This window comes from Gordonia sp. (in: high G+C Gram-positive bacteria) (assembly GCF_012515855.1).
In the GTDB taxonomy this organism is placed as follows: Bacteria; Actinomycetota; Actinomycetes; order Mycobacteriales; family Mycobacteriaceae; genus Gordonia.
This window is the reverse complement of record NZ_JAAYXO010000037.1, coordinates 1-15173: the sequence shown is the minus strand read 5'-3', so window position 1 is coordinate 15173 and position 15173 is coordinate 1. Positions and strand designations below refer to the sequence as shown.

Genomic DNA, 15173 nt, shown 5'->3' with positions numbered 1-15173 from the left:
TTGTCGGTGTCGACGGCCTCGTAGACCTCGCCCATCCCGCCGCGTCCGATCAATCGGACCAGGCGATAGCGCCCGAGCGTGGTTCCTGATCGATCACTGCTGGCCATGCGACTTCCGTTCGTCAAGCGAGGTATCCGTCGCTGAGCCTATGCGATGGTCACGACAAATCAGGCGTCGGTCCCGCCCGATTCGAGTGCGAGGCGCAGCTTCTCCTCCAGTTCGGCCGAGCCCGCCGTCGGCAGGTCGATGAGGCCGTCGAGTTCACGACGTGCGCGCGCATAGGCCTGCTGGCGTTCGGACGGGCTCGCGCCGTCGTTGCCTGCGAGATCGAGCAGGCGCTGCGCCCGGGCGAGACGCTCCTGCTCGGACTGGTCGAAGTCGCCTCGCCTGCGGCGGCGGGCCTCCTTCTCCGCGACTTCCAGTGCCGCGCGGTAGTCGTGCACGGCGTCGCGATAGGCCTCGACGGCGTCCGGCGACACGTCGTCGCCGGCGGGCCGCAGGAGCTCGGCGCGGCTCCGTGTCCGGTGGAACTCGACGGTCAGCGGCTCGCGCATGTCGATCAGCATGGGGAAGTCGAGGACGGTCGACAGGTCGGTCTCGTAGGCGAACCAGCGGTCGTCGGTGGCCTGATGGTCGGCCACCGCTCGTGCGAGCTCGCGCTTCACCGACTCGGCGTCCACCCGTCCGCGACTCTCGGCCTGCGCGATCGCCGCCTTGGTCTCGTGCTTGATGCGGTAGCGCTCGAGGCTGCGTTGGGCACGCCGCTCGTTCCAGGCGCCGACCGCCCGCACCGCACCGCCGATGGTCCCGCCGAAGACGAACACCAACCACCAATACTGCGCCATTGCCTGGAACACCGCGCTCATACGTTCAGGCTACTGCCGCGATCGTGCGGGAACGGGGTCGTTCTCAGGACGACGTGAGGGGGAAACCCTGCTCCATGAAGTCGAGCGCCTCGAGATACACCTCGAGGGGGACGGTGGCACCCACGCTGATCTCGGACAGGTGGAACACCACGCCGGACACCGCGGCGACGAAGACCCGCAGGGAGGTGTCGTCGGGTGCCCGATTCAAGTACTCGGCCAGGTATTCGGTGGCCTCGGAGATGATGCGGTCCGATTCCAGCTGATACGTCGCACGAAGCGCCGGTTCGCTGTGCAGAACGAGGTACCGATCGGGGTTCGCGGCCCACTCGTCGTTCTCGGCGAGTTGGAACATCTGGGTGATGAGCTCACGTACCACCCCGAACGCGCTGAGGCCGGGCTTCAGATTCCGCATCAGTGCGACCCGTTCGGCCTCGAGATCGTCGCTGATGATCACCTGTTCCTTGGACTGGAAGTACCGGAAGAACGTGGTGTGCGAGACGTCGGCGGCGTCGGCGATCTGGGCGACGGTGGTCGCCTCGTAGCCCTGGGTCTTGAACAGTTCCAACGCGGCCGACCGGATGTCCGCACGCGTGCGGGCCTTCTGTCGTTCGCGCAAACCGGGCCGCGGCCCCGGGCAGGTGCCCGGGGCCGCGGCGGTCGGAGTGTCGATCATGCCGCTATCCTATGCCGCCCCGGTGGGGGTCGGTTCGGGGCCGTCGAGCGGCACCTGCGACTCGGTGACCGGCAGGCCGATGTCGCGGACCTTCTCGCCTTCGATGTCGAAGTTGAGGACCAGTTTGTCGAGCCAGCGCGGCAGTCCCCAGGCTCGGTCGCCGAGCATCGCCAGGACTCCCGGGACGATGATCATGCGCACCAGGAAGGCGTCGAAGAAGACGGCGATCGCGAGCGCGAAGCCCATCATCTTGGCGGTGGTGTCCGGTGCGAGCATGAAGGCGGCGAAGACGCTGATCATGATCACTGCGGCCGAGGCGACCACGCGGGCGCCGTGTCGATAGCCGGCGACGATGGCGTCCTTGGCGCTCATCCCGTGCATGAACTCCTCGCGCATGCGGGTCACCAGGAACACCTGGTAGTCCATGGCCAGGCCGAACACCACACCGATCAGGAAGATCGGCAGGAACGAGATCAGCGGCTTGGTGTGGTCGATCAGGCCCAGGGCGCCGTCGGTGAAGATCGCGGTGGTGATGCCGAAGGTGGCGATCATCGAGAACACGAAGCCGAGCGTGCCGATCAGCGGGACCAGGATGGAGCGGAACACGCCGATCATGATCAGGAAGGCCAGTCCGACCACCACGATTAGATACGGGATCAGGGCGGCGTCGAGCTTGGCCGAGAGGTCGGACATGATCGCCGTCTCGCCGCCGACATGAATCTCCGCGCCCTTCTCCTCGATCAGACCCGACGTCCCGCGGATCTCCTCCACGAGGTCGTGGGTCTGGGTCGACGACGGTGAACTGGTCGGCGTCACCACGATCATCGCCGCTGTGGCGTCCGCATTCGGATTCTGCGGGTTGGCGCCGTTGCCCATCCAGGTGAGGGTCTCGGGGCCTGCGACGCCGGGCATCGCCTTGATCTTCTCGACGGCGGTGTCGGCGGCGGTGTTGATGGTCCCGTCGTCGGTGCGCATCACGACGAACAGCTGGCCGCCGACGCCTTCGCCGAAGCCCTGCTTGACGAGGGCCTGCGCGGCCACCTGGTCGTCGGTGGTCATGTCCATGCCGAGTTCCATGCCCTTGATCGGGACGGCGGCGGCGATGAGGATCGCCAGGGCCGCGACCACGAACGGCAGCGGCTTCTTCACCAGGGCGCGGCCGAACTTGATGCCCATGCTGTCTTTGCTCGGGTGCTCTTCGGCGTGCTTGATCCACGGGATGCGCGGCGTGAAGGCGAAGCGGCCGAAGGCGCCGAGGAGGGCGGGGACGAAGGTTAGGGCGGCCAGGACGGCGACGACGATGGCGAGGGCGGCGCCCAGACCCATCTGGGTGATGATCGGGATGCCGATGACCATCAGCGCGGCGACGGCGATGATCACCGTGAGGCCGGCGAACACGACCGCCGATCCGGCGGTGCCGACGGCACGACCGGCCGCGTCGTCGCGGTTGCCGCCGCGATTGGCCTCCGAGCGATAGCGCGAGACCACGAACAGCGAGTAGTCGATGCAGACGGCGATACCGAGCATCATGATGATGGCGGTGGCCGCCTGGTTGATCGAGAGGACCTCGGCACTCAGCGTCACCAGCATCATCGTGAGCATGACGCCGACGATGCCGGTCACGAGCGGGATGAAGGCGGCGACCAGCGCGCCGAACGCGACGATCATGATCACGAAGGCGATGGCGAAGCCGATGAGCTCAGCGGTGCCGCCCGCTTCCATCGCGGACATCACGCCGCCCATGGCCTCGACCTTCAATCCGTCGCCGCGGTGCTCGGCGACGACGTCGACCAACTGCTCCTTCACCTTCGCGTCGACGTCCATCATGTTGACGTTCTGCGTGACGCTGATGAGACCGACCGTGCCGTTGTCACCGATCACCTGCGCGGCCATCTCCGGTTTGGCCGCGGCGACCATCAGCGGGCTGACGACGGAGTCCTTCTGAACCTCGTCGAGTCCCTGCAGGCCGGCGACGAGCGCGTCGATCTCACCCGCATGCGCGGCGAGGCCGTCGTCGGCCTGAACCACGACCGTGGTGGTCGGCTTCTCCAACTGCTCGGTGAGCTGCGGGAACTCCTCGGTCATCTGCTCCATGGCGATGCCGCCGTCGGTGCCGGGGAGGTCGAAGTCCTGCGAGAACTTCGGGCTCAGGGCGCCGACCAGGCTGAGGACTACCGCGAGAGCGGCCACCCAGGCTGCGAGCACCCACCACTTGTGCCGGAATGAGAACCGTCCGACGCGGAAAAGAATTGAGGACATGCTAACGATTGTTAGTGACTAACACTTATTGCGCAAGGGGGTAGTACCTCGAGTGAGGCAGCAGACTCATTGAGGTTCGCAGTGGCGCACCCCACGAACAACGCGACCGCGTGCGGAGCGGGCGCCTTGCGACGCCCACCCCGCACGCGGTCGGTGTGGGTTTGAACTGCGGTTCTGGCCTGGGACTACAGGCCCATGTTCTTGGCGATGATCGAGCGCATCACTTCGCTGGTGCCGCCGTAGATGCGGTTGACGCGGTTGTCTGCGTACAGGCGAGCGATCGGGTACTCGTTCATGTAGCCGTAGCCGCCGTGCAGCTGGAGGCAGCGGTCGATCACGTCGGCGGCGGCCTCGGTGCAGAACAGCTTGGCCGAAGCGGCGTCGGCGGCGGTCAGCTCCTTGCGGTCGTAGGCCTCGAGGCAGCGGTCGACTACGGCCTCCATGGCGTCGGCCTGGGCCTGGCACGCGGCGAGCTCGAACTTCGAGTTCTGGAACGAGGCGACGGGCTTGCCGAACACCATGCGCTCGGTGGTGTAGTCCTTCGCGAAGCGAATGGCGGCGACGGCCTGCGCGTAGGCGCTGACCGCGATCGACAGGCGCTCGCGAGGCAGGTGCTGACCCAGGTAGTAGAAGCCCTGGTTCTCCTCGCCGAGGAGGTCCTCCACGGGGACCTTCACGTCGGTGAACGAGAGCTCGGCGGTGTCGGAGGTGCGCAGGCCCAGCTTGTCGAGCTTGCGTCCGACGGCGTAACCCTCGGCCTTGGTGTCGACCACGAGGAGGGTGATGCCGAAGCGGCGGTCGGTCTCGCTGGGAGCCGAGGTGCGGGCGCAGACGATCACGCGGTCGGCGTTGACGCCGCCGGTGATGAAGGTCTTGGCGCCGTTGAGGACGTAGTGGCTGCCGTCCTCGGAGAGCTTCGCGGTGGTCTTCATGCCCGCCAGGTCCGAGCCGGTGCCGGGCTCGGTCATGGCGATGGCCCACATGAGCTCACCCGAGGCCATGCCCGGGAGCCAGCGCTGCTTCTGCTCGTCGTTGGCATGCTTGAGGAGGTAGGGCAGGCACAGCGGGATGTGTGCTGCGCTGCCGCCGAGGCTGACGCCGGCGCGGGCCATCTCCTCGGTGATGACGGCTTCGAACTTGTACGAGTCGATGCCTGCGCCGCCGTACTCCTCCGGGACCTCGATGCCGAACAGGCCGAGCTCGCCGACCTTCAGGTAGAAGTCGCGGGGCACGATGCCCTCTTCGAGCCACTGGTCGTACACGGGCACGATCTGGGACTCGATGAACGCGCGGACGGTCTCGCGGAACGCGTCGTGGTCTTCGTTGTAAATGTCGCGGCGCACGGCGCCACCTCCTTATTTCTGGGGCTACTTGGGGGGTTGGGATTTGGAACTGGGCTGGTTGAACAGGGCTGGTTCGGGGCCGGGGTCAGGTGGCCACGCCCGCGATGCGGACGGCGGCGTCGGCGTAGAACTCGCCGACGTCGGCGGGCGACCACGAGCCGTCGTCGCGGAACCATCGGGCGATGTCGATGCAACTGCCGACGATCGCGACGGCCGCCATCCGCGGGCTCGTGGTGCGGAAGGCGCCCGCGTCGATGCCGCGCTGCAGGATCTCGTCGACGACGTCGTCGATCTGTTTGCGGAGCGCGATGATCTCGGCGTGGTGGTCGGGCTCCAGGGCGGCGAGCTCGTAGTTCACCACGCGGGCGCTCACGTGCTCGTCCGCGTGATGCTTGGCCAGCGCGTAGGCGAAGGCGCGCAACTGCTCGACGGGGTCGGCGGAACTCTCGGCCGCTTCGCGCACCACCGCGAGGATGGCCTGGTGGCCGACCAGGGAGATCCGGTAGAGGAGCTCTTCCTTCGACTTGTAGTGCACGTACACGGCGGCCGGGCTCATGCCCGCGGCGGTCGCGATGTGGCGGGTGCTGGTGCCATGGAATCCGAGGACGGAGAACGACGCCATCGCGCCCTCGCGGAGTCGACGCCGGGTCTGCTCGGACTTGCTCGACGGGTCGGCGGCGCGCGGGTCGTCGGACATGGTCGGCCTCCGTTCCACTCGAAAAATCTAAGCGATCGCTTATTTCTGGACGAGACGGTAGCACGTGCTACGGCGGAGGAACCAAATCCGGTGGTCGTGGACGGCGCACTACCATCGATGGCATGTATGTGAAGGTGTGCGGGCTCAAGACGGTCGACGCGGTGCGGACCGCCGTGGAGGCCGGGGCCGACGCGATCGGCGTGGTGATGAACGAGACCAGTCCGCGGGCCGTCTCGGCCGACGTCGCCGCGACGGTGGTGCGGGCCGCGCGCGAGGCCGGCGGCGCCGATCTCGACATCGTGCTGGTAGTCAACGACAAGCCCGCCGTCGACGCGGCGCACCTCGCAGCCGACTTGGGCTTCACGGCCCTGCAACTGCACGGCAGCTATTCGGCCGCCGACTTCGCGACCGCGGCCGAGGCCTTCGGAACCCTGTGGCGGGCAACGTCGTTGGCACACGACCCGCCGCTCGCGGTCGGCGCCTACGGCGAGCAGCGACTACTGCTGGACGCACCCAAACCGGGCTCGGGCGAACGCTGGGATCTCTCGGTGCTGACCGACCGCGGACTGTCGGGCCAATGGCTGCTGGCCGGCGGACTCAACCCCGACAATGTGGCCGACGCGATCGCGCAGGCGCGGCCCTGGGGCGTGGACGTCTCCAGCGGGGTCGAGTCCGCGCCGGGCGTCAAAGACCTCGACGCGATCACCCGGTTCGTGCGCGCGGCGAAAAGTGCCTAGGGTCGCGCGAAACCAGTAGTCAGGCGAACTCGACGGTCGCGGTCTTGTCGTTCATCACGATCACCGGGGTGACGGTCGGGTAGCCCGCCGCCTCGATCTTCTGCAGGTCGACGTTGATGAGCGGCTGCCCGGCGGTCACTGAGTCGCCGGCCGCCACCAGCGGCTCGAAGCCGTCGCCCTTCATCTTCACCGTGTCGAGGCCGACGTGCACCAGCACCTCGGTGCCGTCCGCCAGCCGCATGCCGATGGCGTGACCGGTGGGGAAGACCGTCACGATGGTCGCGTCGGCCGGAGCGACGACCTCGCCGGAGGTCGGGACGATGGCGGCGCCGGGGCCCATCATGCCGCTGGAGAAGGTCTTGTCCGGGACCTCCGACAGGGCGATCGCGTAGCCCTGCATCGGGCGCCCGAGCGTGACGGTCTTGGCGTCGGGCTTGGTGAGGACGGTGGTGTCGCCCGCGTGGTCCGCTGCCTGCTCCTCGGCCTGTTCCTCGGCGGCATGCACGGCCTCGTCGGCCTGATCGACCGCCTCGACAGCCGCTTCGACGGTGCTCGGGTCCACCTCGCCGGACATGATCTTCTCCATCGCGTCCTTCACGAACTGGACGTTCAGGCCGTAGATCACCTGGACCGAGTGACCGCCGGGCTTCATGGTGCCGGCTGCGCCCGCACGCTTGAGGGCGCCGGAATCGACCTTCGTGACGTCGTCGATCTCCATGCGCAGGCGGGTGGCGCAATTGTCGAGCTCGGTGATGTTCGCACGACCGCCGAGGGCATCGATGAACTTGGCCGCGGTCCCGATGAAGCCTGCGGACGCGTCGCCCTCGCCGTCCGGATCGATCGGGTCGTCGTCCTCGCGGCCGGGTGTCTTGAGCTGGAACTTCAAGATCACCCAGCGGAAGACGAAGAAGTAGATGAAGAACCACCCGATGCCCATCACGATGATGATCCACGGGTTCTGCGCCATCGGATTCTGCCAGTTGAGGACGAGGTCGACGAAGCCTCCGGAGAAGCCGAAGCCCATGCGGACCGGCAGCAGCTGCGAGATGGCCATCGAGATGCCCATGAACAGCGCGTGGATCACGAATAGGAACGGCGCCAGGAACATGAACGCGAACTCCAGCGGCTCGGTGACGCCGACGAAGAACGACGACACCGCGCCGGACAGCAGGATGCCGTAGGCGATCTTCTTGCGCGTGGTCTTGGCCGTCACGTACATGGCCAGCGCCGCACCCGGCAGGCCGAACATCATGATCGGGAAGAAGCCGGTCATGTACTGGCCGGTGATGCCGAACTCGCCCTTGCCGGACAGGAAGTTGTTGAGGTCGTTGATGCCCGCGACGTCGAACCAGAACACCGAGTTGAGCGCGTGGTGCAGGCCGAACGGGATCAGCAGGCGGTTGAAGAAGCCGTAGAGGCCGGTGCCCACCGCGCCGAGTTCGACGATGTGCTCACCGAACCAGACCAGGCCGCTGTAGAGCAGCGGCCAGATGAACAGCAGGATCAGCGCGACGATCAGCGAGACGCCGGCGGTGACGATGGCGACGGAGCGGCGGCCCGAGAAGAACGACAGCGCGTCGGGGAGTTGGACGTCCTTGAAGCGGTTGTAGCAGGCGGCGCCGATGATTCCGCAGAGGATGCCGATGAACGCGTTCTGGAACGCACCCGGGGCGAAGGCCGCGTTGACGTCCGGCGTCTGCAGCATCAGCTGCCCGTTCTCGGTCACCAGGGAGGCGCCGTTGGTGGCGGTGTCGCCTGCCTTGGCGGCTGCGGTGGTGAAGCCTCGGTTCAGCAGGACCATCACCGACGAGGGCGCGAGCAGGCTGGTCACCACCAGCCAAGACACCAGGCCGGCGAGGGCCGAGGTGCCGTCGGACTTCTTGGCCATGCCGATCGAGACGCCGACGGCGAACAGCAGCGCCATGTTGTTGAGGATGGCCAGGCCGGCGGTCTGGAGGAAGGCGGTGACGACGTTCGCCTTGCCGTCGTTGATACCGATGATCCAGTTGGCGATACCGACGAGAATGGCGGCGACGGGCAGAACCGCCACCGGCAACATGATGGATTTGCCGAGGTTCTGCAGGAATTTCATCATCGGGCGATTCCCATTCGGTCGTGCGATCTGCCAACGGAGGGTGTGCTCGCTCCGGACTTTATCCTGGCGACCTCGGGTCGGGAGGGCATTCGAAGCCGATGGACTCAGGGTGTTACATTAGGGCAGCCTTAACAAAGATAGGCTGACCTAAGACAATTATCGGAAAGCGACCATTCATGTCATTTCGTCGAAATCTCGGCCTGCTCGTTGCTGCCGCCGCCGTCCTCTCGGTGGCCGCGTGTTCGTCGCCCGACGCCGAAACGGGTGCGGCCGACACCGGCGGCACCGGGTTCCCGATCACCGTGGACCACGCCTTCGGGTCCACGGTGATCGAGTCGGCCGATCGCATCGCCACTGTCGGCTGGGCCAACCAGGAGGTGCCGCTGGCCCTCGGCGTGGTGCCCGTCGGGATGGCCAAGGCCACCTGGGGCGACGACGACGGCGACGGGATCCTGCCGTGGGTCGAGAAGAAGCTGACCGAGCTCGGCGCGCCGACCCCGGCGGTCTACGACGAGACCGACGGCCCCGACTACGAGGCCGTCGCGGCGACGGAACCGGACGTGATCCTGGCGGCCTACTCCGGCCTCACCCGCGAGCAGTTCGACAAACTGAACAAGATCGCGCCGGTGGTCGCGTATCCGACCACGCCGTGGGGCACCACGTGGGACGACACCATCGCTGTCAACGCCACGGCCATGGGACGCGAAGGCGACGGCACGAAGCTGATCGAGACCCTGAACGGGCACGTCGATGCGGCCGTCGCCGCACATCCCGACCTGCGGAACGCGAAGACGCTGTTCGCGTACCTGGATCCGACCGACATGAGTCAGATCGGCTACTACACGCTCAACGATCCGCGTGCGGAGTTCCTGAAGTCCGCGGGGCTGCCGGTTCCGGCGGTCGTCGAGACTGCGAGTAAGTCGTCACCGGAGTTCTTCCAGCAGGTCAGCGCCGAGCGGGCCGACGAGTTCGCCGACGTCGACCTCATCGTCACCTATGGCGACGATAAGACTCTCGCGCAGTTGCAGGCCGACCCGCTGCTCGGCAAGATCCCGGCGATCGCGGCCGGGCGCGTGGCGATCCTGCAGAACGAGACCCCGCTCGCTGCGGCGTCGAACCCCACCGCGCTGTCGATCCCGTCGAACATCACCGCGTACTTCGACCTCTTGGCCGCAGGGCTCAAGCAGTCTTGAGTCGCACACAGACCACTGGGCGGCTCTTCCTGCTGGCGGTGGGCGTCGCGGTGCTGGTGGTGCTGTTCGGCATCTCCATCGCCTTCGGCAGCCGCGAGGTCTCGCTCGACGAGATCGGCGGCGCGCTGTTCGGATCCGCCGACTCGATCGCCGAGGCCGCGATCGTCAAGCGGGTGCCGCGCACGGTGCTCGCGATCGCGGTCGGCGCGGCGCTCGCCCTGGCCGGTGCGGGAATGCAGGCGGTGACCCGCAACCCGGTGGCCGACCCGGCGATCCTGGGCATCTCGGGTGGCGCGTCCCTCGCGGTGGTCGTCGGTCTGGTGTTCTTCGGGCTGAGCAGCCCGTCGACCTTCATCGTCGTCGCGATCGCCGGCGCCGCCGTGACGGCGGTCCTGGTGTACGCGATCGGGTCCATGGGCCGCGGCGGGGCCACCCCGCTGAAACTGGCGCTGTCCGGCGCGGCGACGGCCGCGGCACTGACGTGCCTGATCAGCGCGGTCCTGCTGCCGCGCGTGGATGTGATGGCCACGTTCGCGCACTGGCAGGTCGGCGGCGTCGGCGGTGCGGAGTGGAACCGGATCGCAGCGCTGGTCCCGGTCCTGCTGGTCGGTGCGATCGCGACCTTCGGCTGCGCCCGCGGCATGAACTCGCTGGCGTTGGGCGACGACGTCGCCACCGGCCTTGGTGAGAACGTGGCACGCACCCGACTCGTCACCGGCATCGGCGCGGTGGTCCTGGCCGGCGCCGCCACGGCGATCGCCGGACCGATCGGATTCGTCGGGCTGCTGGTGCCGCACGCGTGCCGCGCGATCATCGGGACCGACCATCGGTGGCTGCTGCCGTTCGTCGCCCTTGCCGGGGCGTCGCTGCTGGTGCTCGCTGACGTCGTCGGACGCGTGGTGGCGCGGCCGGAAGAGGTGGACGTCGGGGTCGTCACCGCGATCATCGGGGCGCCGTTCTTCATTTGGATCGTTCGACGGCAGAAGGTGCGTGAACTATGACGACGCTCGCGACGGTCACGTCCGGCCGCGCCGCGCGCCGACGCCGAACGGCCCTCATCACCGCCGTCCTGGGCGCACTGGTGGCAGTGCTGTTCGTCGTGTCGCTGATGGTGGGGCAGAAGTTCTACTACCTCGACACCGTCTTCGCCGTGCTCGGCGGACAGCAGGTGCCGGGCGCGAGCTTCACCATCGCTGAGCTCCGACTGCCGCGCGCGTGCCTCGCGGCCCTGAACGGCTTCGCGTTCGGTCTCGCGGGCGTCACCTTCCAGACCCTGCTGCGCAATCCGCTGGCGTCGCCGGACATCATCGGCATCTCGTGGGGTGCGTCGGCGGCGGCGGTACTCGGGATCGTGGTGGTCGGACTGACCGGCCCCGCGGTCTCGATCGTCGCCCTGCTGGGAGCACTCGCCGCGGCCGCCGCGGTGTACGGACTGTCGATGAACGGCGGCTTCGCGGCCACCCGCCTGATCCTGATCGGGATCGGCTTGGCGGCCATGCTCAGCAGCGTCGTGTCGTACACCCTGGCTCGCGCATCGGAATGGGACATCGCCGTCGCGTTCCGATGGATCACCGGCAGCCTCGGCGATCCGTCGTGGGACCGGGTGGTGCCGCTCGCCGCAGTGACCGCGGTTGTCGTGCCGCTGATGCTCTACCGGTCGCGCGACGTGGATGCGCTCCGCCTCGGCGATGACACCGCCGCCGGACTCGGGGTGGGCACCGAACGCATGCGGCTGCTGTACGTCTTCGGGGCGGTGGTCCTGCTCGCATTCGCGACCGCAGGCGCGGGCCCCATCTCGTTCGTGGCCTTCATGTCCGGGCCGATTGCAGCTCGGCTGCTGCCGAAGGCCGGCGGGACCCCGCTGTTGCCAGCCGGGCTGGTGGGCGCGCTGCTTGTCATGTCGGCCGACCTGATCGGCCAGTTCGCGCTGCCGCATCGGTATCCGGTCGGCGTGGTGACCGGAGTGCTCGGTGCGCCCTTCCTCATCTATCTGCTCATTCGCGTCAACCGCTCGGGAGGAACCCTGTGACGGCTCAGCACACCCTGGTCGCGGAGAACGTGCGGTTGTCGTACGGCGACCGCACGATCGTGGACGGCCTCGACCTTCACGTCCCCGCGGGACAGATCACGTCGATCGTCGGGGCCAACGGCTGCGGAAAGTCGACGCTGCTGCGCGCTCTGGCTCGGCTGCTCGCACCGGTGTCCGGGCAGGTCGTCCTCGACGGCAGGGACATCTCGTCGAGGAAGTCGCGTGAGGTGGCGCGCGTCCTGGGGCTGTTGCCGCAGAGTCCGGTGGCGCCCGAGGGCATCACCGTCGCCGACCTCGTCGGCCGCGGCCGCCACCCGCACCAGCGACCGTTCGCTCGATGGGGAGCACACGACTACGCGGCCGTCGCCGATGCGCTCGACGCCACCGGCATCGCCGACCTCGCCGACCGCTCCGTCGACGAGCTCTCCGGCGGACAGCGACAGCGCGCGTGGATCGCCATGGCGTTGGCGCAGGAGACCGACGTCCTGCTGCTCGACGAGCCGACCACCTTCCTCGACGTGGCCCACCAGGTGGAGGTGCTCGACCTGCTCACCGATCTGCGGGCCGCGCGCGGCACCACGATCGTCATGGTGCTGCACGATCTCAATCTGGCCGCGCGCTACTCCGACCAGCTCATCGCGATGCGCCAAGGGCGGCTGCACGCCCAGGGCGCACCCGCGGACGTGGTCTCGTCCGAACTCGTCCACGAGGTGTTCGGTCTCCACAGTCGAATCCTGCAAGATCCCGTCTCCGGGAAACCCGCCGTCATGCCGATTGGGAGGCACCATGTCCATCACTGAAGACCGCCGAGGTGGCGAGCCCGCCGTGGATGATCATCCGTATGTCGTGCTGCGCGTCGCGGTCGGTCGGGTGCAGCGGCTGTCGTCGAACTTCGTCCGCGTCACCCTCGTCGGCGATCGGCTCGCCGACTTCGGGAACCCCGGTGCCACCTTCGACCAGCGGGTGAAGCTGATCTTCCCGCCCGCGTCGGGTGTGCTGCCGGAGGTCGGTGGCGGCGCCGACTGGTATCGGGAGTGGCTCGCCATCGGAGAGACCGAGCGCGGCTCCATGCGCACCTACTCGGTGCGCGACATCCGGCTCGACGCCGACGGGCGCACCGCCGTCGACGTCGACTTCGTCCTGCACCTGGTACCGGGAAAGACCGGACCGGCGTCGTCGTGGGCGGCTGCCGCGGCGGTGGGCGACGAGCTGATCGTGGTGGGCCCGCGCCGCGGGCGGCACGACGGCGGCGGGGTCGAGTACCTGCCCGGATCTGCTCGGCAGGTGCTGCTGGCGGGTGACGAGACGGCCGCTCCCGCGATCGCGCGGATCCTCGCCGATGCTCCTCCCGAGCTGTGCGGGGTGGCGTACATCGAGATCCCGCAGGCCGACGACGCTCAGCGGATCGACGGGCCCGAGGGGGTCGCCGTGCACTGGCTGCCGCGTGACGGGGCCGCGCACGGCGAGAGACTGCATCCCGCGGTGCTGGGGCATCTCGGGGAGGCGGGCGCTTCCATCGGCGACGACCTCGACGGGATGATCGACGCCCCCGGCGACGAACTCGTCTGGGAGACGCCGACGTTCTCGCGGTTGGGGGAGGATCTCGACGGTGCGGTGTCGGCGGCGGCCTACTACTTCTGGATCGCGGGCGAGAGCCGCATGGTGACGACCTTGCGTCGGCGGCTCGTGAAGGACCTCGGGATCCCGCGTGCGCAGGTGGCCTTCATGGGCTACTGGCGTGAGGGCGTCGCGATGAAGGGCTGAGGCGTGAGGAACGACTGGAACATTCGCCAGCACCGATTGGTTGGACCAGACATGGCCACTGAATCTGACGACTACCGAATCGAACACGACACGATGGGTGAGGTGCGGGTGCCCGCGGCCGCACTGTGGCGCGCGCAGACCCAACGCGCGGTCGAGAACTTTCCGATCAGCTTCCGCCCGCTCGAACGCACGCAGATCCGTGCGCTTGGCCTGCTGAAGGCCGCCACCGCGCAGGTGAACCGCGATCTCGGATTGCTCGATCCGGCCAAGGCCGACGCGATCATCGCCGCGGCGCGCGAGATCGCCGACGGCCTGCACGACGACCAGTTCCCGATCGACGTGTTCCAGACCGGGTCGGGGACGTCGTCGAACATGAACGTCAACGAGGTGATCGCGTCGATCGCCGCGCGGAACGGTGCCACGGTGCATCCCAACGACGACGTCAACATGTCGCAGAGCTCCAACGACACCTTCCCGACCGCCACGCACGTCGCGGCGACGGAAGCCGTGGAGCGCGACCTGATTCCCGCGCTCGATCATCTGAACGCCGCGCTGGCGGCGAAGTCGGCGGAGTGGCGGACCGTGGTGAAGTCGGGCCGCACCCACCTGATGGATGCGGTCCCGGTGACCCTAGGTCAGGAGTTCGGCGGCTACGCGCGCCAGGTGGAGGCCGGTGTCGAGCGACTCCGGTCGGCGCTGCCGCGGGTCGGCGAACTGCCCATCGGCGGGACCGCCGTCGGCACCGGACTGAACGCGCCCGAGGGCTTCGGTTCGCGGGTGGTGGCCGAACTCGTCCGCCTCACCGGCGTGGACGACCTCACGCTGGCGCGCGACAATTTTGAGGCCCAGGCGGCGCGCGACGGTCTAGTGGAACTGTCGGGCCAGCTCAAGACCATTGCCGTCTCGCTCACCAAGATCGCCAACGACGTCCGCTGGATGGGGTCGGGGCCGCTCACCGGCCTCGGCGAGATCAGCCTTCCCGACCTGCAGCCCGGCAGCTCGATCATGCCCGGCAAAGTGAATCCGGTGCTGCCCGAAGCGGTGACGCAGGTGGCGGCGCAGGTGATCGGCAACGACGCCGCGGTGACCTGGGGCGGTGGCAACGGCGCGTTCGAGCTCAACGTCTACATCCCGATGATGGCGCGCAACGTGCTGGAGTCGGTGACCCTGTTGGCCAATGTCTCGCGGTTGTTCGCCGACAGGTGCATCACCGGACTCGTCGCGAACGAGGAGCGTCTGCGCACGCTGGCGGAGTCATCGCCGTCGATCGTGACGCCGCTGAACTCGGCCATCGGCTACGAGGAGGCCGCCGCCGTCGCCAAGGAGGCGCTGCGCGAGGGCAAGACCATTCGCCAGACGGTGATCGATCGCGGGCTGATCGGCGACGAGTTGTCGGAAGCGGAGCTCGATCGTCGCCTCGACGTGCTGAAGATGGCGAACGTCGACCGCGAGCGCTGATTCTTTGGACAACTTCGGCGACTTTCCGGTTCACAGGAACCGGAAAGTCGCCGAAGTTG

Annotated in this window: 13 protein-coding genes; 7 read left to right on the top strand and 6 right to left on the bottom strand. The window is 68.0% G+C overall.

Features of this window, described 5'->3' with window-relative positions:
* Positions 1-167 precede the first annotated feature (167 nt).
* From GX543_RS02445 to GX543_RS02425, 5 genes are all read right to left on the bottom strand, one after another.
* Positions 168-866 (bottom strand): hypothetical protein, encoded by a 699-nt coding sequence (locus tag GX543_RS02445; protein ID WP_290849542.1) that lies wholly within the window; start codon positions 864-866, stop codon positions 168-170.
* Positions 867-909: 43 nt separating this feature from the next.
* A complete protein-coding gene (locus GX543_RS02440) occupies positions 910-1539 on the bottom strand; it encodes a TetR family transcriptional regulator (RefSeq protein ID WP_290849541.1) in 630 nt (209 codons plus the stop codon).
* A gap of 9 nt (positions 1540-1548) precedes the next feature.
* On the bottom strand, positions 1549-3798 hold the full coding sequence (locus GX543_RS02435) for an MMPL family transporter (protein WP_290849539.1): 2250 nt from the start codon (positions 3796-3798) through the stop codon (positions 1549-1551).
* Between the two features lie 185 nt (positions 3799-3983).
* Positions 3984-5141, bottom strand: a complete 1158-nt coding sequence (locus GX543_RS02430; RefSeq protein WP_290849537.1) for an acyl-CoA dehydrogenase family protein — start codon at positions 5139-5141, stop codon at positions 3984-3986.
* Between the two features lie 85 nt (positions 5142-5226).
* Positions 5227-5838 (bottom strand): TetR/AcrR family transcriptional regulator, encoded by a 612-nt coding sequence (locus GX543_RS02425; protein ID WP_290849535.1) that lies wholly within the window; start codon positions 5836-5838, stop codon positions 5227-5229.
* Between the two features lie 122 nt (positions 5839-5960).
* Here GX543_RS02425 and GX543_RS02420 point away from each other — a divergent pair, with 122 nt between their 5' ends.
* Positions 5961-6575 (top strand): phosphoribosylanthranilate isomerase, encoded by a 615-nt coding sequence (locus GX543_RS02420; protein WP_290849533.1) that lies wholly within the window; start codon positions 5961-5963, stop codon positions 6573-6575.
* 19 nt (positions 6576-6594) lie between these two features.
* Here GX543_RS02420 and nagE read toward each other — a convergent pair whose 3' ends face one another.
* Positions 6595-8670, bottom strand: coding sequence for an N-acetylglucosamine-specific PTS transporter subunit IIBC (nagE, locus tag GX543_RS02415; RefSeq protein ID WP_290849532.1), 2076 nt, complete (start codon positions 8668-8670; stop codon positions 6595-6597).
* Between the two features lie 176 nt (positions 8671-8846).
* Here nagE and GX543_RS02410 point away from each other — a divergent pair, with 176 nt between their 5' ends.
* From GX543_RS02410 to GX543_RS02385, 6 genes are read left to right on the top strand one after another with little or no spacing between them, the layout of a single operon-like run.
* Positions 8847-9863, top strand: a complete 1017-nt coding sequence (locus GX543_RS02410) for an iron-siderophore ABC transporter substrate-binding protein (RefSeq protein ID WP_290849531.1) — start codon at positions 8847-8849, stop codon at positions 9861-9863.
* Entirely contained in the window at positions 9860-10864 is a 1005-nt protein-coding gene (locus GX543_RS02405; RefSeq protein ID WP_290849530.1) for an iron ABC transporter permease, read from the top strand. The genes GX543_RS02410 and GX543_RS02405 overlap by 4 nt, the downstream gene beginning before the upstream one ends.
* Complete coding sequence (locus GX543_RS02400) at positions 10861-11892, top strand: iron ABC transporter permease (RefSeq protein ID WP_290849529.1); 1032 nt, start codon at positions 10861-10863, stop codon at positions 11890-11892. Before GX543_RS02405 ends, GX543_RS02400 begins: the two co-directional genes overlap by 4 nt.
* Positions 11889-12692 (top strand): ABC transporter ATP-binding protein, encoded by an 804-nt coding sequence (locus GX543_RS02395; protein ID WP_290849528.1) that lies wholly within the window; start codon positions 11889-11891, stop codon positions 12690-12692. The genes GX543_RS02400 and GX543_RS02395 overlap by 4 nt, the downstream gene beginning before the upstream one ends.
* Positions 12679-13656, top strand: a complete 978-nt coding sequence (locus GX543_RS02390) for a siderophore-interacting protein (RefSeq protein ID WP_290849527.1) — start codon at positions 12679-12681, stop codon at positions 13654-13656. Before GX543_RS02395 ends, GX543_RS02390 begins: the two co-directional genes overlap by 14 nt.
* Before the next feature lie 51 nt (positions 13657-13707).
* Positions 13708-15114, top strand: coding sequence for a class II fumarate hydratase (locus tag GX543_RS02385; RefSeq protein WP_290849526.1), 1407 nt, complete (start codon positions 13708-13710; stop codon positions 15112-15114).
* The last annotated feature ends 59 nt before the right edge of the window (positions 15115-15173 follow it).